Annotated in this window: 24 protein-coding genes and 1 pseudogene; 8 read left to right on the forward strand and 17 right to left on the reverse strand. The window is 70.3% G+C overall.

All coding sequences use genetic code 11. From position 1 onward, the window contains the following. Nucleotides 1-181: 181 nt before the first annotated feature. From ADL12_RS32540 to ADL12_RS32565, 6 genes are all read right to left on the reverse strand, one after another. Nucleotides 182-421: a hypothetical protein gene (locus ADL12_RS32540; RefSeq protein WP_062708612.1), complete on the reverse strand. Its 240-nt coding sequence runs from the start codon at nucleotides 419-421 to the stop codon at nucleotides 182-184. Nucleotides 422-439: 18 nt separating this feature from the next. Beyond that, entirely contained in the window at nucleotides 440-649 is a 210-nt protein-coding gene (locus tag ADL12_RS32545; RefSeq protein WP_062708615.1) for a hypothetical protein, read from the reverse strand. 452 nt (nucleotides 650-1101) lie between these two features. Continuing rightward, nucleotides 1102-1854, reverse strand: coding sequence for a hypothetical protein (locus tag ADL12_RS53225; protein WP_062708618.1), 753 nt, complete (start codon nucleotides 1852-1854; stop codon nucleotides 1102-1104). 341 nt (nucleotides 1855-2195) lie between these two features. After that, entirely contained in the window at nucleotides 2196-2993 is a 798-nt protein-coding gene (locus ADL12_RS55710; RefSeq protein WP_063806763.1) for a hypothetical protein, read from the reverse strand. Between the two features lie 207 nt (nucleotides 2994-3200). Next, entirely contained in the window at nucleotides 3201-4802 is a 1602-nt protein-coding gene (locus ADL12_RS32560; RefSeq protein WP_062708620.1) for a peptide chain release factor 3, read from the reverse strand. Continuing rightward, on the reverse strand, nucleotides 4799-5251 hold the full coding sequence (locus ADL12_RS32565; protein WP_062708623.1) for a MerR family transcriptional regulator: 453 nt from the start codon (nucleotides 5249-5251) through the stop codon (nucleotides 4799-4801). The genes ADL12_RS32560 and ADL12_RS32565 overlap by 4 nt, the downstream gene beginning before the upstream one ends. Before the next feature lie 344 nt (nucleotides 5252-5595). Between ADL12_RS32565 and ADL12_RS32570 the strand changes: the two genes are divergently transcribed. Continuing rightward, nucleotides 5596-6231, forward strand: a complete 636-nt coding sequence (locus ADL12_RS32570; protein ID WP_062708626.1) for an antibiotic biosynthesis monooxygenase — start codon at nucleotides 5596-5598, stop codon at nucleotides 6229-6231. Here the strand turns inward: ADL12_RS32570 and ADL12_RS32575 are convergent. Continuing rightward, nucleotides 6218-6841 carry a TetR/AcrR family transcriptional regulator gene (locus tag ADL12_RS32575; protein ID WP_062708628.1) on the reverse strand — a complete coding sequence of 208 codons (624 nt, stop codon included), beginning with the start codon at nucleotides 6839-6841 and terminating at the stop codon, nucleotides 6218-6220. The genes ADL12_RS32570 and ADL12_RS32575 overlap by 14 nt on opposite strands. Nucleotides 6842-6923: 82 nt before the next feature. On the opposite strand from ADL12_RS32575, the gene ADL12_RS32580 reads away from it, so the two are divergent. Next, nucleotides 6924-8351: an MFS transporter gene (locus tag ADL12_RS32580; protein WP_244188134.1), complete on the forward strand. Its 1428-nt coding sequence runs from the start codon at nucleotides 6924-6926 to the stop codon at nucleotides 8349-8351. A 6-nt stretch (nucleotides 8352-8357) separates the two neighbouring features. Here ADL12_RS32580 and ADL12_RS32585 read toward each other — a convergent pair whose 3' ends face one another. Beyond that, nucleotides 8358-10199 (reverse strand): ABC transporter ATP-binding protein, encoded by a 1842-nt coding sequence (locus ADL12_RS32585; RefSeq protein WP_079052407.1) that lies wholly within the window; start codon nucleotides 10197-10199, stop codon nucleotides 8358-8360. Then, nucleotides 10196-11932: an ABC transporter ATP-binding protein gene (locus ADL12_RS32590; protein WP_062708702.1), complete on the reverse strand. Its 1737-nt coding sequence runs from the start codon at nucleotides 11930-11932 to the stop codon at nucleotides 10196-10198. Before ADL12_RS32590 ends, ADL12_RS32585 begins: the two co-directional genes overlap by 4 nt. Before the next feature lie 134 nt (nucleotides 11933-12066). On the opposite strand from ADL12_RS32590, the gene ADL12_RS32595 reads away from it, so the two are divergent. Next, complete coding sequence (locus tag ADL12_RS32595; RefSeq protein WP_062708631.1) at nucleotides 12067-12720, forward strand: TetR family transcriptional regulator; 654 nt, start codon at nucleotides 12067-12069, stop codon at nucleotides 12718-12720. A gap of 161 nt (nucleotides 12721-12881) precedes the next feature. On the opposite strand, the pseudogene ADL12_RS32600 reads toward ADL12_RS32595, so the two are convergent. The 3 genes and pseudogenes from ADL12_RS32600 to ADL12_RS32610 all read right to left on the reverse strand — a co-directional run bounded on the left by ADL12_RS32600 (nucleotide 12882) and on the right by ADL12_RS32610 (nucleotide 14628). Further along, nucleotides 12882-14030: pseudogene (locus ADL12_RS32600) on the reverse strand (tyrosine-type recombinase/integrase). Then, nucleotides 14030-14242, reverse strand: a complete 213-nt coding sequence (locus ADL12_RS32605) for a helix-turn-helix domain-containing protein (protein ID WP_062708634.1) — start codon at nucleotides 14240-14242, stop codon at nucleotides 14030-14032. The pseudogene ADL12_RS32600 and the gene ADL12_RS32605 overlap by 1 nt, the downstream one beginning before the upstream one ends. A gap of 128 nt (nucleotides 14243-14370) precedes the next feature. Beyond that, complete coding sequence (locus tag ADL12_RS32610; RefSeq protein WP_062708637.1) at nucleotides 14371-14628, reverse strand: helix-turn-helix domain-containing protein; 258 nt, start codon at nucleotides 14626-14628, stop codon at nucleotides 14371-14373. A 511-nt stretch (nucleotides 14629-15139) separates the two neighbouring features. On the opposite strand from ADL12_RS32610, the gene ADL12_RS32615 reads away from it, so the two are divergent. The 5 genes from ADL12_RS32615 to ADL12_RS32635 all read left to right on the forward strand — a co-directional run bounded on the left by ADL12_RS32615 (nucleotide 15140) and on the right by ADL12_RS32635 (nucleotide 20573). Then, nucleotides 15140-16081 carry a hypothetical protein gene (locus ADL12_RS32615; protein ID WP_062708640.1) on the forward strand — a complete coding sequence of 314 codons (942 nt, stop codon included), beginning with the start codon at nucleotides 15140-15142 and terminating at the stop codon, nucleotides 16079-16081. After that, entirely contained in the window at nucleotides 16078-16776 is a 699-nt protein-coding gene (locus ADL12_RS32620; protein ID WP_062708643.1) for an ATP-binding protein, read from the forward strand. Before ADL12_RS32615 ends, ADL12_RS32620 begins: the two co-directional genes overlap by 4 nt. An 88-nt stretch (nucleotides 16777-16864) precedes the next feature. Next, entirely contained in the window at nucleotides 16865-18196 is a 1332-nt protein-coding gene (locus ADL12_RS32625; RefSeq protein ID WP_244188135.1) for a hypothetical protein, read from the forward strand. 311 nt (nucleotides 18197-18507) lie between these two features. Then, nucleotides 18508-18891, forward strand: coding sequence for a hypothetical protein (locus ADL12_RS32630; protein WP_062708646.1), 384 nt, complete (start codon nucleotides 18508-18510; stop codon nucleotides 18889-18891). Further along, nucleotides 18849-20573, forward strand: coding sequence for a relaxase/mobilization nuclease domain-containing protein (locus ADL12_RS32635; RefSeq protein WP_062708648.1), 1725 nt, complete (start codon nucleotides 18849-18851; stop codon nucleotides 20571-20573). The genes ADL12_RS32630 and ADL12_RS32635 overlap by 43 nt, the downstream gene beginning before the upstream one ends. A 497-nt stretch (nucleotides 20574-21070) precedes the next feature. On the opposite strand, the gene ADL12_RS32640 is transcribed toward ADL12_RS32635, so the two are convergent. The 5 genes from ADL12_RS32640 to ADL12_RS32660 form a co-directional block, all read right to left on the reverse strand. Then, nucleotides 21071-21517, reverse strand: a complete 447-nt coding sequence (locus ADL12_RS32640) for a hypothetical protein (RefSeq protein WP_062708651.1) — start codon at nucleotides 21515-21517, stop codon at nucleotides 21071-21073. Nucleotides 21518-21619: 102 nt separating this feature from the next. After that, entirely contained in the window at nucleotides 21620-22306 is a 687-nt protein-coding gene (locus ADL12_RS32645) for an SPDY domain-containing protein (protein ID WP_062708710.1), read from the reverse strand. 280 nt (nucleotides 22307-22586) lie between these two features. Continuing rightward, nucleotides 22587-23477, reverse strand: a complete 891-nt coding sequence (locus ADL12_RS32650) for an MBL fold metallo-hydrolase (protein WP_062708656.1) — start codon at nucleotides 23475-23477, stop codon at nucleotides 22587-22589. 93 nt (nucleotides 23478-23570) lie between these two features. Then, a complete protein-coding gene (locus tag ADL12_RS32655; protein ID WP_062708660.1) occupies nucleotides 23571-24026 on the reverse strand; it encodes an SRPBCC family protein in 456 nt (151 codons plus the stop codon). Between the two features lie 72 nt (nucleotides 24027-24098). After that, complete coding sequence (locus tag ADL12_RS32660) at nucleotides 24099-24878, reverse strand: oxidoreductase (protein ID WP_062708663.1); 780 nt, start codon at nucleotides 24876-24878, stop codon at nucleotides 24099-24101. Between the last annotated feature and the right edge of the window lie 75 nt (nucleotides 24879-24953).

A 24953-nucleotide genomic window follows, 5' to 3' on the forward strand; every position in this document is an offset into this window, starting at 1 on the left:
CGGCCGCTGACCGACACGCGATGCCGCGCCCGGGATCTTAGGGGTGCCTCTCCGGTCGCGTCGAGCGGTTTTCGACCTGCCGGCCCACCACCCATCGGGCGCACGTCGCGTGCGGCACGCTGCGGGCGTCGCCCGCCGTCTGTCGTATCCGCCGTGCGCGGGCGACGTATCAGGCGACGTATCAGTAGCACCACCAAGTCCCGGTCGACGGCCGGGAAAGCCATCCGTAGCCACCGCCGTCCAGCGGAGCGCGGCGGAAGACAGCGGTCACCGCCTCGACGGGATATGTCCTCAGCCGTGTCGGAGCACCGCAGTGGTCGGCGCACTCCAGCACGATCTCCCCGTCGGCCGTGCGTCCGGCGGCGTCCGCCTCGATCACGGCGTCCTTGCCGACGGCGAGTTGGAGCATGAACAGCGCCATGATTCGACTCCCACCGCTTCAGGCGCCGACCGGAACGAGCGGCAAGTCCTCCCAGACCTGGCGCAGTTCGGTGTAGCGGCGGTCGTCCGGCAGCGCCGCGAGGACCTCCCGCACCTCCGGGCGGGCACCGGCACTGGCGATGAGCAGATCGTGCTTGCTCATCGCGCCGTTCGCGAACAACCCGGCGAGGTGGTCGGCGATCTCGATGCGGGTGACCTCTTCGGCCATGGCTCTCCCCTGGTTTTGTCATCCGTGCCGCGCGCCTTGGTCGTCCACCGCGTGCGGAATGGTTGGGGCAGCCCGAACGGGCGGCTCTGGGGCCGTCCCCAGGCAGTAGGCAGGGCCACCTCTGCCGCGGCCCGGGAACGGCCTTCGGAAGCAGGCCGACCAAGTCGACGAGCAACCATACTCTAACGCAATGGTAGAGTCAGTCGGCAAGCCCATCCGCATCACCACCCGCGACATGCGAGGATTCCCCGAGTTGCCAGGATGCGGATATCCGATGAACCGCCTCCATCACTTACGCGACGTGAGAGTATGCTGCACGACGGGCGGCACCGTGGAGACTGGTGACGTGCCGCCTCACGGCCCCGGAGTCGTCCCCCGTGCGAGCCGGAGGCCGTGGCCGCACGCCCCGGGTGAGACACCCGCCCGACCTTGCCCGGGGCGCCGGTTCCCCCTCACGGATGCAGCAGGTGCAGTCGACCTGGCAGGGCCTCGATGCGCACCGGGGCGCGCACATCGCGGGCGGGTGCCCCGTCCACGTCCAACCGGTAGGCGCCCCAGGCCCGTTCGAAGCGCAGGCGGCGGATGCGGCGCATGCCGAAGGAGTCGCCGCGCGCCTCCAGCATGCCCTGGTCGGTCAGGGTGATACGCAGGGGGCGGTCGCCGGGTGCGGTGATCTTCTCGTTGTCGAGGATCAGGCGGGCCTTGCCCGGATGCGGCTGCAGCGACACCAGGACGGTCTCGCGCACCGCGACAGCGAAGCCGACATCGGAGAGTTGGATGCCGATGACGGGGCTGCGGTGCGCCCCGAAGCTGTTCAGCTCGCCACCCGACCATCCCGCCGGGCGTTCGACGAGCAGCGGCAGCCGCCACAGGGCCGCGGCTCGCATGGCCTGCTCCGGCTGGGGCCCTCCGGTGTGCACGAGCAGGTCGACCGCCGGGCGTCGGGCGCCGCAGCCTTGACGGCCGCGTTCGCCGGCTTCGGGTACGGGACTCAACTCGGTGCAGGAGATGCCCTGTTCGGCCAGGCGTGTGCGCAGCAGCCGGGCCCGCTCCCGGTCGCCGCGCTGCCAGCCGCGTACGACGGCCAACGTGGGGCGCGCGGTCGGGAGGGTGCCGGCGAGGCGTACGGCGGCGGCCAGGAGGCGCTCGACGTCCGGCGCGTCCCGGGCGGATCCGGCGTCGGGGGAGGAGGTCGAGGACAGCATGCGGGCTCCTTGCACGCTCGGACGGACCGGTCGGGCGGCGTCGGCGCCGGGAATGCGACCCGCAGCCGCGCCGGGGGTATACGGGCCCGCGAGACTTGCATGTCAGGACAGAAGGTGGCCTCGCGGGCTGCGGCCGACAGCCGCCTCGGAACAACGGCCCCGCGGCCCCGCCTCTGTGGCCCGAGGCGGGACGAACGACGGCGCTCCGACCGTTCATCTCTAACCTAACGCGAGAGTCTTGGCGATGTGAAGCAGGCACCAGGCAGGATGAACAGCATCTGTCTTTTACGTAGAAGTAGAGTTGACCCACCCCGGGTGACTGTCGCCGTACGTGGCATGGCTCAGCGCAGCCCGGCGGCCGGGTCGGAGGCGAGCCAGCCGCGGGCGCCCCAGAAGTCGACAGCTCGGCAGATCGTGCTCAGGCACCGCTGGGCGCGGTCGCCGCCGTCACCCCAGTGCCCGAGGCACCACTCGGCGAGCCGGTCGGCGGCGCCGGCCTCCTCCAGCACGGTCAGCCGGTTGTGCGAGCCGAGATGGGTGCCGAGCAGCAGCATCGCGGTGGCGTCGGCCTGACCGGAGGACTCGCCCATGAACGCGGCGATGGCCTGCCGGACGGTGGGCACCATGGACGGCGACGGGGTGACTTTCGGCCGGGCCTGCCGCGGACGCGCCGGGGTGCGCGGCGCGGGCGAACTCTTCGCGGCGGTGGCCGGTTTGGCCGTGGCGGCGGGGGCGGGCTTCGGGGCAGGAGCGGGATCCGGCGGGGTGGGAGCCGGCGGGCCCGCCTGCGGTGTGGCAGTCGCCGCTTGGCGCTCGGCGGCGCCGAGGCAAGCGGCGACGTAGTCGCTGGGCACGGGGATGTTCTGGGAGATGGAGGTCTCCAGCACCTCGGCGTCGCAGCTGCGGCACAGCGGCAGTTCGCGCCACCCGATGATGGACAGCTGGGTGCCGCGCGAGTGCCGGGTCATGGCCTGCGGGCGATGGACGATGTCCTGGCCACCGCAGCCGGCGCAGCGCACGCCGCCGCGCATCCATTGCGCGCCGCAGCTCAGACAGGTGATCCGGATATCGTCGTCCAGGGGTTCGCCGCGCAGGTCCTCGGCCTCTCCGCACGACGGACACGCTGTCACACCCGCCATGACCGTCTGCCCTCCTCGCCTCAGGGTCCTCGCCCCCCCCGAAGCCTACCGTCACGTGAGAGTAGACTTGCAGGTCACGATCTCTTCGCCGTGACCAGTCGGCGAAGTGGCCGCCGTGGTCTGGCGTGCGCGGGCAGGCAGGCGCCCCGCATGGTCACGGAGGGCCGCCATTCGCCCCAGTGCACTCGCCGTCGGCCGCCCCATCGCCTATGCGTGTGCGGCAATGAGGTGATCCAGCCGCGCCTCAGGGAACTCCCGCTCGAAGGAACCCGCCTGCCAGCGGTCGGGGAAGACGGCGAGCTGGGCCTTGTCCCGGATGCGGGTGAGGGCCTCGCCCTGGACGATCCGGGAGCGGTTGAGTGCTTCCGCGCCAGCCGTGTCGGTGGCGCGGGCCAGGTGGTAGGGCAGCATCTCCAGCTTCACCGGGGAGGAGAACTCGCCCGCCATGCGGGCGCTGACCACGTCGAACTGCATCGGCCCCACGGCCGCCAGCACCGGCGCCTGGTCCCCGCGCAGGTCGGAGACCAGGACCTGGACCACGCCCTCCTCGTCCAACTGCGCGATGCCCCGCCGGAACTGCTTGGACCGGGAGAGGTCGGCCGGGCGGGCCACGGCGAAGTGCTCGGGCGCGAAGGTCGGCATCGGCGGGAAGACCGCGGCCTGTTCGGCGTAGAGGGTGTCGCCGACGCGCAATGCGGTGGCGTTGACCAGGCCGACGACATCGCCGGGGTAGGCGATGTCGACCATGGAGCGGTCCTGGCCGAAGACGCTGTGTGCGTACTTGGTGGCGAAGGGTTTGCCGGAGGCGGCGCGGGTGACGGTCATGCCGCGCTCGAAGATGCCCGAGCAGACCCGCATGAAGGCGATCCGGTCGCGGTGGGCGGGATCCATGTTGGCCTGCACCTTGAACACCAGCCCCGAGAACGGCGCGTCCACCGGTCGGGCTCCGCCGCTCTCCAGCTCGCGCGGCCCGGGAGGCGGGGCGAGGTCGACGATCGCGTCCAGCAGCAGCCGTACGCCGATGTTGGAGATCGCGGCGCCGAAGAACACCGGCGTGGTCCGGCCCGTCAGGAACGCCTCCTGGTCGTGCACGGCGCCGTCGACCTGCAGCAGGTCCAGTTCCTCAACGGCCTTGCTCCAGTCAGCTTCGTCCTCCAGCGCGGCCCGCTGCCCGGGCACCGGCGCCTCGACCGCCTTGTGGGCGCCGCCGGGGGTGCGGGTGTAGCGCAGCATCCGCCCCGGCTGCCGTACGTCGATCAGCCCGCGCAGGTACCCGGCGTCACCGACGGGCCAGGTCACTGGGGTGGGCTTGAGCCGGAACTCGCGCTCGATCTCGTCCATCAGCTCCAGGGCCTCACGGCCGGGCCGGTCCCACTTGTTGACGAACGTGATCACCGGGATGCCGCGGTGCCGGCAGACGTCGAAGAGCTTGCGGGTCTGCTCCTCCAGGCCCTTGGCCGCGTCGATGAGCATCACCGCGCAGTCCACCGCCGCCAGAACCCTGTAGGTGTCCTCGGAGAAGTCCGCGTGACCGGGGGTGTCGAGCAGGTTGAGCACACAGCCGCGGTGGGCGAACTGCAGCACCGCGGAGGTGACGGAGATGCCGCGGGCCTTTTCCATCTCCATCCAGTCGGAGGCCACCCCGCGCCGCCCGGCCTTGCCGTGCACCGCCCCCGCCTCGGTGATGGCCTGCGCGTGCAGGGCGAGGGCCTCGGTCAGGGTGGACTTGCCCGCGTCCGGGTGGCTGATCACGGCGAACGTCCGCCGACGGGCCGCCTCCGAGGCCGACCGGTCAGCGCTCGAACTCATCGAACCGCCCCCGCCTCCGCGTCGGTCGCCGTGGCAGCGTCCACGAGCCGGGCCAGGTGGCCGTGCAGGGAGCGGGCGAAGTCCTCCGCGTGCCCCAGCTGCCGGCGTAGGTCCTCGCATCGCGCATCGGCCTTCACCCAGTACGTACGCAACCGTTCCACCAGTTCCTCGTGCGTTTCCTCGGCGCTCTCCGGCAACGGCCTGCCGTCGTCGGGGAGTTGTTCCAGTACGTCGAGCAGGGCGCTGATGTCGTCGAGGCAGAAGCCCAGCGGCCGCATCCGCCGCACCAGCGCCAGGCGGCGCACCTCGGCCTCGGTGTAGAGGCGGAAGCCGCCCATGCTGCGCTCACTGGGCGCGACGATGCCGACATCCTCGTAGTGGCGGATCGTCCGCAGTGACAGACCCGTGCGCTCGGACACCTCGCCGATCTGCATCAGCTTCTCGCCCACGGCCCACCGCCTCGCCTCACATGCCGGCACCGTTGCCGGACTACAAACCTACCCTCTCGTTAGGGTAGGTTTGCAAGTGAGTGGAACCGAGGGCCGCCGCGGTAAGGCTGCTGCCGTCGTCGTCTCGGCAGCGTCGCCTCACTCCCCCTCGGGGTGGCGCTGCCGTCCCACTCGCACCTGGTCGCGGGCAACCGGCGCGAGACGCACAGGCCCGTACCCCTCCTGGGGTCAGCACCGTCATGCGTGCCTGCCCTGGGGCTCGGTAAAAGCAGTTGCCCTCCCCTACTGCCGCCCCGGCATCATCGTCGCGGCCCGACCGCCCAAGACCTCCGAGGGAGACCGCGTTGACCACCGCCCCTTTCCCGGAGATCGCCCGGACCGGCACGGCCGTCATCGGCACGCGCCACACCGGCGGCTCCGACCGGCAGCAGCTCGTCGTCGAGGCAGAAGCACAGGCGCTGGAGCAGACTCCCCCGCCCCGCGGCCTGTCAGCCGTGAGCTGGTTCGCGAGCACGGACGGCGAGACCGTGCTGTCCCTCGCGCAGTGGGAGAGTGCCGTGGTGTACGACGCGTATCTACGCGGTGGCGGCTTCGCTGCCCCGTTGGCCGGCCCGCCCCGCTACCGCCTGTACCGCAGCCTGACCGAGCAGCACGAGACGCGCGTCCCCGGCTGCCTGATCACCGCCGCCTTCGATGTCGACGGACCCGAACGGCAGCGCTTCTTCACCGACGCGGTGATCGCGGCCCAGCCGAAGGAGGGCGGGCACCCCGGCGCCATCTCGGCTCACTTCCTGCACAGCGCCGACGGCAGCCGCGTGCTGCTGTACACGGAGTGGACGAGCGTCCAGGCTCATCAGGAGGCCGCCGAGGCCGGCGACCATGACAAGGGGCACGAGATCTTCTCCCAGACGCCCGGGGTGCGCCTCACCCACGGCGGGCGCTGGCACCTCAGCCACGCACTGCGACTCAGCGAGAACTGAGAGGCTTGAGGGGACTGAACAGCCGGTCCAGGTGGTAGCCCAGCACCTCCATGGCGGCATCCGGGGTGCGTCGGCCGACCAGGACGCTCGTGCCGAGGCCGTGGCTCAGGGCGAGCAGGCGCGTGGCCTCGACGTCCGGGTCCGCTGCCTCGTCGAGCCCGCCCTCGGCCTGCGCCTGTCGCAGCAGATCGGCGAGCTGGGCCTCCAGGCGGTCGGGCCCTTCGGCGAAGGGCTGGGCGGCGAGGTCGGGGTCCGTCATCGCGAGCATCGCGCACGAGGTCCACAGGATGTGGAAGGTCCGGCTCGCCTCGTCGGTGGGCAGGGCTTCGGCCAGCAGGGCCTCGACTCGGGCGCGCGGCGAAGGCGGGTCCGCGAGAGCGGCAAGACGGGCCGCCCAGCGCTCGTGGCTCTGCTGCTCCAGGTGCCGGAGCGCGGCGAACATCAGTCGGCCCTTGGTCTCGAAGTAGTACTGCACGAGCCGCAGCGACACCCCGGCCTCCGCCGCGACCGCGCGCATCGTCACGGCGTGCACGCCGTCGCGGGCGGCCACGCGGACCAGCCCCTCGGTGATCTGACTCCTGCGTCGGGCATGGTCGGCGGTTCTCGGCATGGTCGCCCTCACGTGTCTTGAGGCCCTGAAGCCCTTGCGACCCCTTCTTGAGGCCCTTTTTGATACGTCGTACCATAACGAGGTGGGATACGGAACAGCACTGAAGGGCGGCTCTGCGGCCGGGGCGGGCGGGTTACCCGGCACACGGTGGGTGCTCGGTCTGGCCTGTGCCGCGCAGTTCATGGTGGTGCTGGACGTCTCGGTGGTGAACGTCGCCCTGCCGTCGATCGGGTCCGCCCTCGGCTTCGCACCGACGGAGCTGCCGTGGGTGGTCAACGCGTACGGGCTGGCATTCGCGGGGCTGTTGCTGCTGGGCGGTCGCCTCGCCGATGTGCTGGGGCACCGGCGGGCCTTCCTGCTCGGGCTCGCCCTTTTCTCGGCGGCGAGCCTGGCGGGCGGGCTCGCCGGGGCACCGGGCGCACTGATCGCGGCGCGTGCCGTGCAGGGGGCCGGGGCGGCGCTGCTCGCGCCCGCCACACTGACCGTGCTGACCGGGACGTTCCCCGAAGGGCCGGCCCGTACGCGGGCGTTGGCAGTCTGGACGGCGGTCGGGGTCGCGGGCGGTGCGGCGGGCAATCTCATCGGCGGGGCGCTGACCGAGTACCTGTCGTGGCGGTGGATTCTGCTGGTCAATGTGCCCATCGGGGTGGGAGGTGTACTGCTGGGCACGCGCCTTCTGCCGGCCGGGCGGGGCGAGGCACGCAAGCCGCGCCTCGACATCCCAGGTGCGGTGCTCGCAACCGCCGGCATCGCCGTCCTCACCTACGGTCTGGCACAGGCGGAGTCACGCGGCTGGGGCGACGCGGTGACCGTGGGCGCGGCAGTGGCCGGGTTGCTGCTGCTGATGGGGTTCGTCGGGGTGGAGGCGCGGGTGGCGCGAGCGCCCTTGGTGCCCTTGGGACTCCTCCGGGCCAGGTCCGTGGGTGTGGGCAATCTGATCCTGCTGCTGACCGGGGCCTGCCTCATCCCCATGTGGTACTTCCTGTCCCTGTACATGCAACAGGTGCTGCACTACAGCCCGTTGCGCACCGCCGTCGGCTTCCTCCCGCACACCCTCGTGACCATGGCGGTCGGGGCCCGCCTCGCGCCGCAACTGATGCGGTACGCCGGCCCGCGCACCCTCATCGTCACCAGCGCCGTCGTCTCCGCTGCCGGGTTCTGGTGGCAGAGCCGCATCACCCCCGACAGCGCATACGTCGACGGGATCCTCGGCCCCGCGATCGTGATCTCCGTCGGCAGCGGGCTCCTGCTCACCCCGGTCACCACCGCGGTCACCAGCGGCGTCGACCCGGCACACGCGGGAGCCGCCTCCGGGCTGATGAACACCACCAAGCAGGTCGGCGGCGCGCTCGGGCTCGCCGCCCTTTCCACCGTCGCCGCGTCCCACGCTCCCGGCATCCAAGCACTCACGGCCGCATACGCACGCGCCTTCCAGACCATCGCGGTCGTTCTGGCTGCCGTGGCCGTCGTGGCGCTCGCCCTGCCACGGCGCGGAGATGCGACGTCTTGACGCCGGTCAGACGGGTTGCGTCACCTCATGCGCGAACTGGGCTTCATACAGCCGCGCGTACGCGCCACCGGCCGCCAACAGCTCCTCGTGCGTGCCCTGTTCGACGATGCGACCCTGCTCCATGACGAGGATGGTGTCGGCGTCGCGGATGGTGGAGAGCCGGTGGGCGATGACGAAGCTGGTGCGGCCGGTGCGCAGGTCGGACATGGCGTGCTGGACCAGGGCTTCGGTGCGGGTGTCGACGGAGGACGTGGCCTCGTCGAGGACCAGGATCGACGGCTTGGTGAGGAAGGCACGGGCGATGGTGAGCAGTTGGCGTTCGCCCGCGCTGAGGTTGGTGCCGTTCTCGTCGAGGAGGGTGTCGTAGCCGTCGGGCAGGGTGCGGATGAAGTGGTCGGCGCGGGCCGCCTTCGCCGCCGTCACAATCTCCTCGCGCGTGGCGTCGTCCTTGCCGTAGGCGATGTTGGCGGCGATGGTGCCCTCGAAGAGCCAGGTGTCCTGGAGCACCATGCCGATGTGGGCGCGCAGTTCCGCGCGGGGCAGGGTGGTGATGTCGGTGCCGTCGAGGGTGATGCGGCCGGCAGTGGGGTCGTAGAAGCGCATCAGCAGGTTGACCAGGGTGGTCTTGCCGGCGCCGGTGGGGCCGACGATGGCGACGGTCTGGTGCGGGGCGACGGTGAGGGTGAGGTCCTCGATCAGCGGCTCGGCCGGTTCGTAGCGGAAGGACACCTGCTCGAACTCCACCTTGCCGCTGACCTGTTGGAGGGGCCGCAGCACTGCGGGATCAGGGGTCTGTTCCTCGGCGTCGACGAGCTCGAAGAGGCGTTCCGCCGACGCGATGCCGGACTGGACGATGTTGACCAGGGCGGCGGCCTGGGTGATGGGGTTGTTGAACTGCAGGGTGTAGGTGATGAACGCCTGGATCTCGCCGACCGTCATCGCGCCGGAGGCCACCCGCAGCCCGCCGAGCACGGCGACGGTCACGAAGGTGAGGTGCCCGAGGAAGGCCATGGCGGGCTCGATGACCCCGGAGAAGAACTGGGCGCGGCGGCCGGCGTCGTAGGCGACGCGGTTGCGCCGGTCGAATTCGCGCTGGGCGTCCTCGCCGCGGCCGAAGAGCAGCACCTGGTCGTGCCCGGTGAACATCTCCTCGACATGCGCGCCGAGTTCACCGGTGGCCCGCCACTGCCTCGTGAACTCAGGCTGCGAGCGGCGACCCAGCAGCCGGGTGACGACCGCGGCCACCGGCAGAGACGCCACCGCGACCAGAGTGAGCACAGGCGACAGCCACAGCATCATCCCGAGTACGCCCACGACGCTGAGCAGCGACACCGCGATCTTGGTGAGGAGCTGCTGGAGGGTCAGGGCGATGTTGTCGGCGTCGTTGGTGAGCCGGGAGATGAGGTCGCCGCGCGGGCGGCGGTCGAGGTAGTTCAGGGGCAGGGTGGCGAGCTTGGCGGACGCCTGCTCGCGCAGGCGGTAGGCGGTGCGCTGGCCGATGTCCTGGGCCAACCGCCCACGTGCGAAGGCGCAGGACGCCGATACGACGACGAGCACGGCCGCCAGCGCCAACACCTGCCCGACCCGTCCGAAGTCCACTCCGCCGTCGGCCGCTCCGCGCACGATCAGGTCCGTGGCGTGCCCCAGGACCATCGGCACCGACACGGTCAGCGCCACGCTCACCACGCTCAACACCAGGCACAGGATCAGCAGGTGCCGGTCGGGGCCCAGGGCGCGCAGCAGCCGTGCGGCAGACCGGCGGAAGTCCTGGGGCTTGGCGGCGCCCGCGGCGTCTTCGGTGTTTTCGGTGGCTTTGGTGTCTTCCGTGTCTGCGGTCTCGGCCGTCATACGGCCGCCTCCTCAGCGGTCATCTGGGAGAGGACGATCTCCCGGTACGTCGGGCTGGTGTCCATCAGTTCGCCGTGCGTACCGCTCGCCTCCACGCGACCCTCGTCCAGGACCACGATGCGATCGGCATGGCGGACGGTGGACACGCGCTGGGCGACGATGACGACCGTCGCACCCGTGGTCCACTCGGCAAGCGCGGCGCGCAGGCGGGCGTCGGTGGCGGCGTCCAGCGCGGAGAAGGAGTCGTCGAAGAGGTACACGTCGGGTCGGGCCAGTAGTACCCGCGCGATCGCCAGGCGCTGGCGCTGCCCGCCCGACAGGTTGCTGCCGCCCTGTGCGACGGGTGCGTCGAGTCCCTCGGGCAGGGCTTGGACGAAGTCGCGTGCCTGCGCGGCCTGAAGCGCCTGCCAGAGCTCTTCGTCGGTCGCCTGCGGGCGGCCGTAGCGCAGGGTGGAGGCGAGGGTGCCGGAGAAGAGATACGGCTTCTGCGACACCAGTCCGACCGTCGATGCGAGGGTGGCCCGGTCCAGCTCGCGTACGTCGGCACCGCCGACGAGGACCTGTCCCTCGGTCGCGTCGAACAACCGGGGTAGCAGGTGCAGCAGCGTCGTCTTGCCGCTGCCGGTCGAGCCGACGACAGCGACGGTCTCGCCGGGCCGGGCGGTGAGCGACACCCCGCGCAGGACGGGCTCCTCTGCGCCGGGGTAGCGGAAGCCGACGTCGCACAGCTCCATACGGCCGGGCGCGGGCGGCTCTGTGACCGGTGAGGCGGGCAGGGTCAGGCTGCTGCCGGTGTCGAGGACGTCGCGGATGCGCGTCGCGCACACGCTCGCCCGGGGCGACAGCAGGAAGGCCATCATCGCCATCATCACGGCCTGCAGGATCTGCGTGAGGTACTGCAGGAACGCGATCAGCGTCCCGGCCTGCATCCCGCCCCCGGCGACCCGGTGCCCGCCGAACCACAGCACCGCGATCCCCGAGAACTCCATGATCAGCATGGCGGTGGGCATCCCTAACGCCTGCAACCGCCCCAGCCGCAGGCCCACGTCCAGCAGGTCCCGGTTGACCTCGGCGAACCGCTCCTGCTCGTGCCGGTCGCGCACGAAGGCCCGTACGACCCGGATTCCTGTGATCTGCTCGCGGACCACCTTGGTGACCCGGTCCACCCGCTGCTGCAACGAGGCCGACAGCGGCATCTGGCGTCCGAAGATCACGCCCATGGCGCAGGTCAGCACGGGCAGCACCACGACCAGCAGCAAGGACAGCGGCGCGTCCAGACCCACCGCCATCACCAACGCGCCCACGCCCATCACCGGGGCGGCGATGACCAGCGTGAACACCAGCACCACCAGGGTCTGGATCTGCTGCACGTCGTTGGTGGTCCGGGTGATCAGCGAGGCGGCACCGAAGCGCCCGACCTCCCGCACCGAGAAGGTCCGTACGCGTGCGAAGACCTGCGCCCGCAGATCCCGCCCCAGCGCCGTCGCCGTACGTGCGCTCAGGTACACGGCCACGGCAGCGCACGTCATCTGCAGCAGCGTCACACCGAGCATCACGCCGCCGACCCGCAGCACGTGCCCCGTATCGCCGGCCAGCACTCCGTGGTTGATGGCGTCGGCGTTCAGCGTCGGCAGGTACAACGTCGCGGTGATCTGGACCAGTTGCAGGACGGCGATCGCGGCGACGGCACGGGCGTAGGGGCGAAGACCGGCAGCCAGTATTCGTAACAGCACGCTCACTCGGGGCTGTCCTCCTCGGACCGGGCATCGGCAGGACACTCGAAGAAAATGGCACCGAGTGGCAGTATGCCATGAGGGGCGGTAACGCATCAGGGGCTTTTTCTCGCCGGAGCCTTAAGGTGACGTGCATGGCGACCCCGACCCCCGACCGCGCCCTCCCCCTGCGCGAGCGCAAGAAGCAGCGCACCTTCCGCGCCCTGGCCGACGTGGCCCTGGCCCGCTTCACGGAGCGGGGGTTCGACGAGGTGACCCTCGAGGAGATCGTCGACGAGGTGGAGATCTCCAAGCGGACCTTCTTCCGCTACTACTCCTCCAAGGAGTCGGTCGCTCTTGCCGCCGAGGCCGAACTGTGGCTCGCTTACGTAGCGGAGTTCACGGCGACCGACCTGCACGGCGACGTCCTCACTGCCCTGCGCACCGCCCTGACCACCGCCATCACCGGCATGGACGAGGACTGGCCCCGCCGCTTCCTGGCCACCCGTCGCCTGGTCGCCGGCCACAACGGCCTGCGCAAACACAGCCTCGTCATGGCCGCCCACCACCAGGAGCAGATCGTCGAGCAACTCGAGGCCAAGCTCGGCCGGGACGGCCGCGAGGACGTGCGCCTCCGCCTCCTCGGCGAGATCGTCTTCGGCGCCTACCGAGTCGGCGCCAAGAACTGGACCGCCGGCCGCGGCAAGGGAGCCGGCAGTCGCGGCAAGGGCGGACGCGCGACACTCTCCGCCCGCGTGGGCGAGGCGTTCGACGCCGTTTCCGACGCGGTCGCACTGGCCGCCGACTGACGCTGCCTGCCCTCATGCGGGCACCAGGAATCAGCGGACGGCGGACAGCCACGGCCGGCTGTCCGCGGCTGTCCGATGCGTGGCAGGTCAGGGAGACCCGAGGATCCAGCCGAGTCCGAGCCCGGCCAAGCTGTCTGAACGCCGCACGCGAATACGGTGGTCTACGCCTCGCGGACACTGTGCCGGTCGCCAGCTGCCTCGTGGAGCTGTGCGCGTACCTCGGCGTCGATCCCCTGCGCCAGCCTCCGCTGATGCTTCACCGTCGAGTGCTGGTAGATCAGCTGGGCCCGCTCCGAGGACTGGCCGGCGCGGACCATGAGGTCCTTCAGCTTGGCGCCGGTGTCGGCGGCGAGGGTGTTGCCGGTGTGCCGGAGGTCGTAGAAGCGGAAGTTGTCCGGCATGCCGACCTTGGTGCGGGCCTTGCGCCACTTCCGGCCGAAGGTCGACCGGCGGAACGGGGCGCCCTTCTCACCCACGAACAAAAGGCCGTCGCGCTCCTTCTCGGCGAACCACTGAAGGTGTCGCCGCAGCTCCGGGGCCATGAAGTCGGGCAGGTACACGGTGCGCTTGCCCGCGCGGGTCTTGGGGTCGCCGGTGACCCGCCTGCCGTTCGTCAGCTCGGGGGACGCGTGCGTGACGCGTAGCGAGCATTCGTCGAGATCGACACTGTGACGGCGCAGTTCGGCCAGTTCCTCCGGGCGAAGGGAGGCGAAGGCGCCGAGCAGGACCATCAGACGCCAGCGCGGGCCCATGGCATCGGCAAGGTAAGACCTGCTCGATGGTAGCGGTGGGGCGCTCGTCGGCCTCCTCCTTGCCTGCGCCCTTGATGCGGCACGGTTGTTGGTCAGCAGGTCGTCGTCGACCGCTGTCTGCAGGATGGCCTTCAGCAGCCGGTACGACTTGGCGACCGTGGTGGCACCGGTCGCCTTCAAACGCTCGGCCCTCCATGTGCGGACGGAGGGCGGGGTGACCTCGTCCAGGTTCTTGCCGCCGAAGGTGGGCAGGATGTGCAGGCGCAGCAGGCCGTCGTAGCGGTCGACCGTGGTCGGGGCCAGGCCGCGCTCCTCCGTCCAACGGAGTGCGTACTTCTCGAAGTTGACCGCTCCGGCATCCGGGTCACGCCAGACGTTGCGCTCGATGTCAGCGCGGACGAGGTTAAGCCAGTCCTGGGCGTCGGACTTTGTCTCGAAGGTCTCCGGGGCGGTGTACCGCTCGCCGTCGGGTCCGATGTAGCGGGCCTGCCACCGGCACGAGGCCAACTTTCGCACCGTGCCGAACTCGCGCCGCCGCTGCGGCTTGCGTCCCGCCATCAGGCCGCCTTCCCGTAGCGGGCACGGATGCGGCGGACCGGCTCGACGGTGCGCGCCTCGACGTACTCGGCGACCGCGCTCTCGGGGATGCGGACGGGGCGTCCGAGCTTGACGTAGCGGATGCGGCGCTCGGCGATGAGGCGCCGGACGAAGCGCTCGCCTGTGCCGAGAATCTCGCCAGCCTCGGCCACTGTGAGGAGGCGGTCAGCCATTCACGATCACCTCCTTCGGGGTGAGGCGCTGGGTACGGGGAAGAGCGTGGGCTATCGCGGGGTAGGGCAAGTGCGATGAATCCTTACGTCGGTGGAGGGTGCTCGGGGAGCGGCGCCGGCGGCTCGTCTCAGGTGGCGCTTGGTCCTCGCAGCAACACGAGGGGCGAGACGGCAAGGGCTTCGGCGATGGCGGCGAGGTCGTCGACGTCGCAGCGCCGCTGGGCACGTTCGATTCGGGACAGCATCGTGTTGGACATCGGACGGCCGAGGGCCGTGACGCGGTCTGCCAACTGACGCTGAGCAAGACCGCGTTGGGTGCGGATGATTTCGATGGTGCGGGCCGCCCGTATACCTGCCGGGCCGATTTCCAATGAGCGTGCTGCCATGGCTCCATTTGTAGCGTCCATTCACCGGTTTGGTTAACCGGCGATCGTCGTCTATGTTGCGCTCCGCAGCTCGACGCGAAGCGGTTTACCGGGGATCGGGAAGTACCGAAAACCGGCACATCAATCGACACTCCAAGGATGCTCTGACGTGGGGTGTTGTGTTGTAGCTTCCCCCTCGGCGGTACGTCAACGGCTTCCCGATGTAATGCTTCCGGCTTCATCTGACGGAGCATTATTTCGGCGACCGGCGATCGTGCCCTACAGTTTTGGGACCGCCCTCCACCGCCTTCTTTTTCGGGAGCCTTTCTGCCGTGAGAGATTGCGCGGGATTGGGCTGGACTTGCGCGACCCAGGTGTGGCTATGTTGACGACACCCCCGGAAAGCGCGAGCGGACATCAGTGCGCCCCGCGCCGATGGCCGGCCAACTCCCCCTCCCCTGACGCCCGTACCGCCCTTCGACGGTGAGCCGTGGGCTCCTGCCCGCCTGCACCGAGTGAGGAATCGCCCCTCTTGGCCCGAATCCGCACCATCAAGCCCGAAGCCTTCGTCTCCGAGTCCCTGGCCGCCGTCTCACTGACCGCCGAGCGCACCTTCCTCGGCCTGCTCACCCAGGCCGACGACCAGGGCCGCCACCGCGACCACGCCGCGATCATCGCCGGGCAGCTGTGGGTCCTACGCCCCGAACACGGGCCCTCGGACGTCGAGAAAGACCTCGCTCAGCTCGCCGACGCCGGACTGATCTGCCGCTACGCAGGGCCGGACGACAAGCGGCACCTGCACATCGTCACCTGGCACCAGCACCAGAAGATCAACCGGCCCAGCAAGAGCCGCCTACCGGCCTGCCCACGCCACGACGCCACCGCCGGCACTGCGCCGGGTGTCGCCGCGCTGGCTGCGAGGGCTGGCATCACGGAGCCGTCACCGCAGCCGCACGGAACTCTCCGTGAAGGCTCCGGAGAAGTACGCCAGCCCGCGCTGAATCCCCGCACAGATGACGAAGTTGCAGGTCAGAGCGATTTCACGGAGCCCTCCGTGAGGGAGCGCGGAGCACTCCGTGAGGCGGCAGTGACAACTCACGGTACGGATCTAGGACCTAGGATCATGGATCTAGGAGATACCCCTTCGGGGGGCGCGAGCGCCCCCGCGCCCGACACCGTCTCGGCTCAGCAACTCATTCGCGAATACGTCGCCGGGTGCAACCACCGCCCGCCGAGCGACTTCCTGGGCCACCTCAGCCGGGTGGTGAAGAAGCTGCTCGACGAGGGCATCGCCCCCGCCCACATCAGGGCCGGACTTGAACGCCACCGCGCCAAGGGCCTGCACCCCAGCACCCTGCCGAGCCTCGTCCACGAGGCCATGAACGCGACTCCCGCCACACCGACCGCGCCGGTTGTCCACAGGGCGTGGACGAACCCGACCGATGTCGAAGCCGCCTTCGGAGGTGACCTCTGACCGCCGCCCTCACCCGAGAACCCCGCCGGGTCGGCGCGATCGCCGACCGGCTCGACGGCATCCTGGCCGGTCGCGGCATCGACCCCTCCACCGTCGCCGCCGAGGAGCCGCAGGCCGAGCCCGTCACCGCGCTGGAGCTCGCCGACGCCCGGATTCCTGCCCGCTACCGGCGTGCCTTGGCCGACTACCCGCAGGTCATCGCCTGGGCCGACGAGATCGCCCGCGCCGGACGTCCCGGCCCCGGTGGACCCGGCATCGCCGAAGGCCCGTCGCTGCTGATCGCCGGCCCCACCGGCACCGGCAAGACCTACCAGGCGTACGGCGCCGTCCGAACCCTCCTCGGCCGTGGCGTCCGCCTGCGCTGGGAAGCGACCACCAGCGCCGATCTGCACGCGCGCCTGCGTCCCCGTGCCGGGCACGACGCCGAACGGGACCTGCAGACGCTCGTCCGCTGCCCGCTGCTGCTCCTGGACGACCTCGGCGCGGCCAAGACCAGCGAATGGACCGAGGAGCTCACCTACCGGCTGATCAACCACCGGTACGAGCACACGCTCCCCACCCTCATCACCACCAACCTCCCCACCGCCGAGCTACGCACCGCGCTCGGCGACCGCGTCGCCTCCCGCCTCGCCGAGATGACCGAACGCGTCATCCTCACCGGCCCCGACCGACGCCGCACCGCACCCGCCGCCTGACGGCAGCCCGCGTCTCCCCCTCCCTTCCCCTCACCCCGCCCGCGCGCAGGCATGCCCTCGCACGCGCGAGCCCTAGGAGAGCCCCTGCATGACACCTGGCAACACCGTGCCCGCAAGCGCCGAAGAGACTCCGGCAGCATCCCTGGCGCACTGGATCACCTCGCCCACCGCCGCCGTACTGCTGCTCGTCGCCCTCGCCCTGACCGCTGGATGGCGGTGGCAGCGCGCCCGCAAGCCCGGCACCGGACAGCGACGTGACACCGCCGCGATCCCGGTTGCCGCTGTCGCCGCGATCGGCTGCACCGCCTACAGCGCGGACACCAGCTGGCGATTCGCCGCCGACTACCTCGACATGAGTGGCACCATCGAGCGCGCCGCGATGTTCGCCGTCGCCGAGCTCGCCTTGTTCTCCACCGCGCTGATGGCCCGGGCCAACCTCAACGGCCCGAAGCAGGCGCCCGGCCTGCCCGGCACCCTCACCTGGGTGATCACCGGCGTGCAGATCGTGCCCGCCTACGCCGAGTCCGGGCTGGTCGGCGGAACCGTACGGGCCTTCGTCGGCCCGGTCCTGGCGGCGATGCTGTGGCACCTGGCCATGGGCATCGAACTGCGCAACCGCAGCCCGCACTCCGGCTCCCGCAGCCTGACCGCCGTCCTCGCCCGACAGGCACGCGAGCGACTACTGGCCCGCCTTGGGATCGCCGACCGGGACGCGGACGCCGCCCGGATCATCCGCGAGCGCGCCCTCGACCGGGCCGTCACCCTGATCCTGCGGGCAGAGGCCATGAAGCCAGAGAAGCGCACCAAGCGGCGAGGTCAGCGCCTCATCCGCCACCTGCACCAGGCGCTGGAGCAGGCCGACGTCGACCGCGACGCGCAGCAGGACGAGCTGCTGCTGCGCAAGCTCGCCACCCGCCAACAGGCCCTCGCCCTGGCCACCGTCCCGCTGCCCGCCCGCTGGCCCCACCCCGCCCCGGGGTCTGCAGACGGATCCACGATCGCCAGCTTGCGGGCCAACACGGCAAATCGGGCAGAAATCCCGGGCAGCCCGCCTTCAAAGGTCGCGGGCGATAACGCCGCCCACCGGGCAGCCCGCCCTCAGCCCGAAAACCGCCCGCACCAGCCCGCCCGCAGCGCCACTAGCCCGGAACCGAAACCGGGCGAGGAACCGCCGGACGTTGATCCGGGCAAGGCAGCGCGGGCGGAGTCGAATCGCTCGGGCCACAAGCCGCGGGCGACACGGGACCTCCTCACCGAGTACGCCCATCGCCTCCACCGCGACACCGGACGTCTCTCCCGTGACCTGCTGGAAAGCGCCGTGCGCAGGGACGGCTACAGCGTCGCCAGCGACACCGCCGGAGAAGTCGTCCGCAGCGTCAAGGCCGACCTACGGACCGGGCCCTCCGGCCACCCGCAATGAGACCGCCCCTACACCCAAGCCCCAAGGAAGGCCGCTCGATGCACGACTCACACCACGAACTCCACGACGCCCAGAAGGAGATCAACACCCCCGCCTCAGCGCCAGCAAGTTGTACCGGGAGCAATGCTCCCGGTCTTCCCGCCCCGGGGGTGGCGGGATCGGTCCGGCGCCAGGGGGCACCGGACCGTCAGGCTGCGACCGAGGGCGGACCGCAGCCGGGAGGGGATCGGCAGGCCGAGTCACTGTCGAAGAGACGTCAGCGCGCCCGTCAGCCGAAGAAGCGCAAGCGCCTGAAGCAGCCCAGCTGCCGTATGAACGAAGCCGAGTTCAAGCGTTTCACCGACGCCGCTGCCCAGTGCAAGTTGTCCAACGCCGCCTTCCTCGCCTACGCCGTCGACAAGGCCGCCCGCGACCTGACCCGCACCGCTGCCGAGATCGCCACCGAACGCGAGGCCATCGAGGAGCTGTTCGCCGCCCGTCGGCACCTGGGCCGCATCCACGGCCTGTTCAACCAGGTGGCCAAGGCCCTGAACTCCGGCGCCGATGCACCCCACCTGGATGCCGCAGCCGAGGCCGTACGGAGCGCTGCCCGCCGGATGGAGGACGCCGCCGATGCCCTGCTCGCCCGCTATGACGGCGGTGCCGCTGAGCGATCCCCAGCATCCACGAGCGCGGCAGCGAGACGATCGGGCTGATCCGCTACCTGTACGGCCCCGGCACCGAAGAGGAGCACATCGACCCACACCTGGTTGCCGCCTTCGACCCGCTCACTCCTGACCCCGGCCGCGCCCCGAAGGCAACCTACGAGCAGCTGCAGCGGCTGCTCGACCAACCCATCAATGCCCTGCCCACCAGCAAGCGCCCCAAGAAGCACGTATGGCACCTGTCGGTACGGGCTGCCCCGGAGGACCCGGTCCTGTCCGACGACGACTGGGCGGCCATCGCCCGCCGCATGGTCAACGCCACCGGCATCGCCCCCGACGGCGACGAAGCCGCCTGCCGCTGGGCGGCCGTCCGGCACGCCGACGACCACATCCACATCATCGCCACCCTGGTCCGCGACGACGGCCGCCGGCCGCGCCTGCACAACGAGGCCCGCCGGGCCCAGACTGAATGCCGCCGCATCGAAGCCGACTACCACCTGCGCCGTGTCCCGACGGGGGACGGCACCGCCGCCAAGCGCCCCACCAGCGCCGAACGCCACAAGGCCAAACGCCAGGGCAAGGACCACACCTCCCGCGAGGAACTGCGGGAGACCGTACGCCGCGCGGTCGCCGGCGCCACCAGCGAGGAGGAGTTCTTCGACCGGCTGGCCGCCGCCGGCGTACTGATCCGCAAACGCGTCGCGCCCTCCGGTGACCTGCTCGGCTACAAGGTCGCCTCTCCCGACGACCGCAACAGGGAGAAGGAACCGGTCTTCTACGCGGGCTCCACGCTGGCACCCGACCTGTCCCTGCCCCGGATCCGGCAACGCTGGGCTGGCGGTGACTCCTCCCAGAGCACCGAGACGGCCCCGGACCAGAAGGGCCAAGCCCCGGCATCGAGCGGCACGGCGATGGCTCGACGGCGTGCTGCCTCCGCCGTGTGGCAGGCGGTGCTGGTTGTCGATGATGGCGAGGACGCCCAGGTGGCCGCGCAGATCGCCGCCGCCGGCGAGGTCCTCGACGCGCTCGCCAAGACCTCCGCAGCCCACACCCGGGCCGAACTGCGCGAAGCGGCCTTCGCCTACGAGCGGGCCACCCGCTCCCATATCCAGGCCGAACGTGGGCACGATCGCGCCCTGCGCCAGGCCGCCCGCGACCTTGTCCACAGCGGGCCCGCTCTCGGCCGCGGGGAGGACAGCGCCACCACAGCCATGGCCATCGACATGCTGTTCTTCCTCGTCACCGCCGCTGCCCACTGGCACGCCAAGAAGAACCACGCCCAGCAGGCCGCTGCCGCCCGCCAGGCTGCCGAGCACCTGCGCACCGCCTACCGGGCTGCCGCCGACATCCCGTTGGGCGCGCTGTACCTGCGAGGCCGGCATCTGCCCCAGCCGCTGCGCCAGAGACAGGCTGTCTACCTCCGCCAGGCAGTGCCGGAGCTGGCGGAACAGGCTCTGGCCGAGCCGGGCTGGTTTGCGCTGGCCGCCACGCTCGCCGACGCCGAGGCCGCCGGACACGACCCGGCGGGGCTCCTGTCCGAAGCGGCTGGACGGCGGGAGCTTGCGACCGCGGACTCGGTCTCCGAGGTGCTGATGTGGCGGCTGCGCCGGATGACAGAGCTGCCCGCCGACGCCACCGCGATGCCTCAACGCGCCACCACCGCGGCCCCGGGCAACGATTCCACCGCCCGGCCTGCGGCGAGTCGAAGCGATCAACCCGGCAGGGCACGATGATTCAGCACATACACCGAGCCCCTCTGCCAAAGCAAAGGCAGAGGGGACAGGACCTGGGGCGTGACCCGGGCCTCGGCGAACGCCTTCTCCAGGACGGCGTCCACGAGCCCAGGGGAGCCGGAGACGGTCAACGGAACCGCCGCGGTGACAGCACACAGCCCCGTTCCGCCTCGGAACACCAAACCCGTTCCGCCTCGGAACACCACGGCCGTTCCGCCTCGGAACACCACGGCCGTTCCGTCTCGGGACACCACGGCCGTTCCGAATCGGGACAGGAGCTCCGGGCGTTTCCTGAGTGAACAGATCGAGCGTCCACCGAGTGAACGCTCCTCTCGTTTCCTGAATGAACAGGTGTGCCCGGCCAACACGGCGCTGCAGCCGTCGCGCTGTGGCCTCGGTAGGGCACACCTGCCTCAGAGGCAGGTCGAAGCAGACGGGCTCACCGAGCCAGCCCTCCAGGCACCGGCATCGCGAAGAGGTGAAGAGGTTTCCGGGATTCAGTGGCCGAGGTGACGCAGACCCTCTTCGAGAGTGGGGTGGAACCGCTCGACCGGACCGGAGTTGCGGTTGTACCAAGCCGCATCCAGACCGGGCTCCTTCGTCTCGTGACCGGCCCGGCAGCGCAGCCACACCGAGTCATCGCGCATGCAGAAGACAATCCAGTCCCGGTATGCGCCGCAGCCTGGGCACGTACGGACCTCGTCCTCAATGATGAGCGGCTGCAGCCAGCGCATCATCAACCCGGCCACCTCCTGCCGCGACGGCACCCGCAACTCCGGCGGCAGGAAATCTGCTGCCACTGCTTCCTCCGCAGCCGGAGCCGGTGCGGTCTGCTCGGGGAAGTCGGGCCACGGCTGCGCTGCCTGTAGCTGCAGGAACAACTCGTAGCCCGCGCGCTGGGCTTCACGGAAGGCACGGTCCTCGCGAGCACGTCGAAAGAACAAGATCTCTTCTTCTCTGCCTTCTGGCGGGCACGAAAATGGTGCCTCTGCTCAGAGAGATGGCCACGAGCCGCCCGCCAGCGGATCCTCCGGAGGCAGGGGTCGTCAGCTGCGGCGGACGACGGTGAGCCGGCCCTCAGCGTTCTTGGGCACAGTGCGGCGGGGCACCGGGACCGGTGAGGCGAGGGACGAGGCGAACGCCGCGACCAGGCCGTGGGGGACGCTGGAGCTGAAGCTCGCGCACCACAGATACGGGCTCCCGAGAGCCGGTTCCGCCCACGCCTGCCAGCCCACCAAGTCAGGACGCGGGTCGGCGTCCTCGATGAGCGGCGGCAGCATCTCCAGGGAGACGCAGGAGGAGAACCCGGGGTCCATGGCGGTGGTGCGGGGGCGGTCCACGTCGCGGATCCAGCCCCGGGAGCTGAGTGCGTTGAGGACCGTCTCGGGCCCTTCGAAGTCGGCATCGGGTGCCTCACGGGCATCGATCGCCACCAAGAGGTCGGCTGGCGCCTCGTACGGGGCGCCGGTAGTGAAGTACGCGCTCCACTCCGTCATCACGGACGTGGCACGGGAGCGGGCACTCAACTGCCAAGCCACCGGCAGCCCGCCCAGCTCGAACGGGTAGGCCGCAAGGACCCATTCGGCGCCGCACAGCCCGTCCGGGCTGACGTACAGCAGGGTGTGGCGGGCGGTGGGCCACATGCGCCAGCCGAGGCCGGCCAGGGTGTCGCCGATCCGCTCGGCAAGCGCATCGTCATCTCCGGCCAAGTGGCGCGGGGTGACCCAGTACACCGGGTCCGGCAGTTCGGGTCGGAAGGGCTCGCTGGAGTGGTGCGGGTGCAGAGGCGCCTCCGTAGACTCGGGCACAGGTCACTGACGGTCGTTGACCTGGGGGTTCGGAAGGTCGTCCACGTTGACATGCTTGTTCGCAGCGCGCCAGTAGTTGTGGGATCTTCCCTGTCTGCCTCCGGCGAACTGGTGGTCCGCTTGGGATGCGGTGGACGCATGCCGAGCCCTCGATCACCTCATCGGGCTCGGCATCGGCTGCTGTCGGCTGCCTGGGCCGCGCTGCCTACTCCTGATGACCCAGCCGCACGATCATGTTCGGGTGACGCTCGCTGAGCGCCTTCAGGGCGAGCAGGCTCTTGATGCTGGCTTCGCGCTCCTGCATGTAGGTTCCGGGCTCGACGCCGTTGTCCCAACCCCAGCGCGTGTGGCTGACGTCACCGGTCATGAGCACCGGACCCGCCGCGGTGCGGGCGAGGTAGGCGACGTGTCCGGTGGTGTGCCCCGGAGTGAGGATCGCGAAGAACGAGCCGTCGCCGAACACGTCGTTGACGCCTTCGAGCCTTCCGCCCGGGTCCTTGGTGAACTGGAGTTCCTCTAGCGGCGGCCGTCCGGCCAGGAGGTGGTTGTTCGTGCCCTGGGCGAACAGGTTCAAGAAGAGCGACGCCTCAGCCTCATCGGCGCCGGTGTAGATGGGGACGTCCTTGGGAACGTCCGGGAGTCCGGAGACGTGATCGAGGTGGAGATGGGTCATGAAGACCCCGTTCAGGGGGACTCCCTCCGCTTCGATGATCTCCGCGGTGCTCTGCTGGGGGTGCATCTTCTCGATGCCCCCGTATTTCCTCAGCATCATGCCGACCCCCACGCCTACGGGGTCCTCCACCAGCCGCCGTGAAACGCCCGTGTCCACCAGGAAGAAGCCGCGCGTGGGGTGCCGCACGACGTGGGCGTAGATCTTGATGGGCTCCTTGTGGTCGGTGATCCCCGCCGCAACGGCCTTCGGGTGCTTGATGTTGAGCAGCCCTGTGATAGGGGCCTCCCAGTCCGCGCCGATCGTCTTGACCTCGACCGGACCCGGCTCGTCGATCACGGCCTCCATGGCCGCCGCGGTGATCGGCGTGCCGATACGGGCAGGCTGTGCCTTGTGGGTCGTGGTCTTGAAGGTGAGCAGCTTCATGGTTGAACTCCTATTCCTTGCTAACTGAAAACTGGTGCAGACCGTCCCGCAAGCCGTGAGACCGCGGGCCCCGTTCCGGCCGAGGTGCCGCTGCTAACCAACGTGCTGCTCGCGGGCGTGCGCGTCGAGGCGGGCGAGTTCCTTGGCGTAGACGCGGTGCAACCTGCGCGGCGCGATGATCCGCTCGACGAAGCCGGCGACGCCGGTCTCGCCATCGAAACTGGAGGTGATGTTCACCAGCGTCTGCCCGCCTTGCGGGGTCACGGTGAACGTCGTCACGAGCCCGGAGCCGTTGGTGTCGGTCTGGACGAGGGTTTTGCCCGGCTCCGGCTCGGTGACCTGCATCCGGAGCTCCCGGACGCCCCCAGCAAAGTCGATCTTGAACCGGACGAGGCTGCCCGTGCCCACGCCGCCCTCCTCGACGTGGAAGTCGTAGAAGGGGGGCGGCAGGAACCGGGAGTGAAGTTGCATGTCTGCCAGGTACCGGTAGACCTCGTCCGCAGGAGCGTCAACAGTGCGCTCGGCGGACGCGACGACGACATGAGCCATCGGTCTGACCTCCGTGTTTGTGGGTTGAAGTGCTGGATGCTGCGCGCCCCTGCGGCGGGCTTGACAGCTGTTTCAGACCGTCTTGATGGTGCCGCCGTCGATGACGTAGTCGGCGCCGGTGATGTTGCCGGCCACGTCGGACAGCAGGAATGCGACCAGGGCCGCGACCTCCTCGGCTTCGCTCATGCGGCCGGTCGTGATGTTCTGGGACTTCGCGATCTGCTGGACGAAGTCGGCGAGGCTGACACCTGCTGCCGCGGCCATCTGGGCGACCGGACCATTGGGGTCCTCATAGACGGTGGTGCGAACCAGGCCGGGGGAGACGGTGTTCACACGCACGCCCTGGGGGCCGAACTCCTCGGCCAGGGACTTGCCGAGCGCGGTGACCGCCGCCTTGACGGCGCTGTAGCTGGCCGGGATGCCGACAGGCAGGCGGGCGGTGACGGACGAGATGTTGACGACCGCCCCGCGACGCTCGATCAGGCTGGGCAGGGCCGCGCGGGTGGCGCGGACGGTGGCGAGCACGTTGACGTCGAACATGCGGGTCCACTGGGTGTCGCCGGCGTCGAGGAAGCCCATGACGGCCTCGTCCCCGCCACCCACGTTGTTCACCAGCAAGTCGATGCCGCCCAGCTCGGCCAGCGCGCCGTCGATGAGGGTTGCCACGCCTTCCGCGGTGCTCAGGTCCGCCGACACGGCGCAGGCGCCGGTCTCCTTCAGCTCGGGCGTGATGGTGCGGGCGGCGCCCACGACGCGGACGCCTTCGTCGATCAGGGTCCGAACGGTGGCCAGTCCGATGCCCCGGCTGGCGCCGGTGACGACGGCGGTCTTGCCCGTGAGGTTGAGGTTCATGAGGCTCCTCCAATGCATATGACTTGAATGCTTAAAGCTATACCTATCATGGCTTGAAGCAGTTTGCTAGTCTGG

Source organism: Streptomyces regalis (assembly GCF_001509475.1).
GTDB classification, from domain to species: Bacteria; Actinomycetota; Actinomycetes; order Streptomycetales; family Streptomycetaceae; genus Streptomyces; species Streptomyces regalis.

Coding starts and splice junctions, on each gene's coding strand:
- ADL12_RS32540 (WP_062708612.1), bottom strand. CDS start 421: ATGGCGCTGTTCATGCTCCAACTCGCCGTCGGCAAGGACGCCGTGATC.
- ADL12_RS32545 (WP_062708615.1), bottom strand. CDS start 649: ATGGCCGAAGAGGTCACCCGCATCGAGATCGCCGACCACCTCGCCGGG.
- ADL12_RS53225 (WP_062708618.1), bottom strand. CDS start 1,854: ATGCTGTCCTCGACCTCCTCCCCCGACGCCGGATCCGCCCGGGACGCG.
- ADL12_RS55710 (WP_063806763.1), bottom strand. CDS start 2,993: ATGGCGGGTGTGACAGCGTGTCCGTCGTGCGGAGAGGCCGAGGACCTG.
- ADL12_RS32560 (WP_062708620.1), bottom strand. CDS start 4,802: ATGAGTTCGAGCGCTGACCGGTCGGCCTCGGAGGCGGCCCGTCGGCGG.
- ADL12_RS32575 (WP_062708628.1), bottom strand. CDS start 6,841: ATGCCGAGAACCGCCGACCATGCCCGACGCAGGAGTCAGATCACCGAG.
- ADL12_RS32585 (WP_079052407.1), bottom strand. CDS start 10,199: ATGACGGCCGAGACCGCAGACACGGAAGACACCAAAGCCACCGAAAAC.
- ADL12_RS32595 (WP_062708631.1), top strand. CDS start 12,067: ATGGCGACCCCGACCCCCGACCGCGCCCTCCCCCTGCGCGAGCGCAAG.
- ADL12_RS32605 (WP_062708634.1), bottom strand. CDS start 14,242: ATGGCTGACCGCCTCCTCACAGTGGCCGAGGCTGGCGAGATTCTCGGC.
- ADL12_RS32610 (WP_062708637.1), bottom strand. CDS start 14,628: ATGGCAGCACGCTCATTGGAAATCGGCCCGGCAGGTATACGGGCGGCC.
- ADL12_RS32625 (WP_244188135.1), top strand. CDS start 16,865: ATGACACCTGGCAACACCGTGCCCGCAAGCGCCGAAGAGACTCCGGCA.
- ADL12_RS32630 (WP_062708646.1), top strand. CDS start 18,508: ATGAACGAAGCCGAGTTCAAGCGTTTCACCGACGCCGCTGCCCAGTGC.
- ADL12_RS32650 (WP_062708656.1), bottom strand. CDS start 23,477: ATGAAGCTGCTCACCTTCAAGACCACGACCCACAAGGCACAGCCTGCC.
- ADL12_RS32655 (WP_062708660.1), bottom strand. CDS start 24,026: ATGGCTCATGTCGTCGTCGCGTCCGCCGAGCGCACTGTTGACGCTCCT.
- ADL12_RS32660 (WP_062708663.1), bottom strand. CDS start 24,878: ATGAACCTCAACCTCACGGGCAAGACCGCCGTCGTCACCGGCGCCAGC.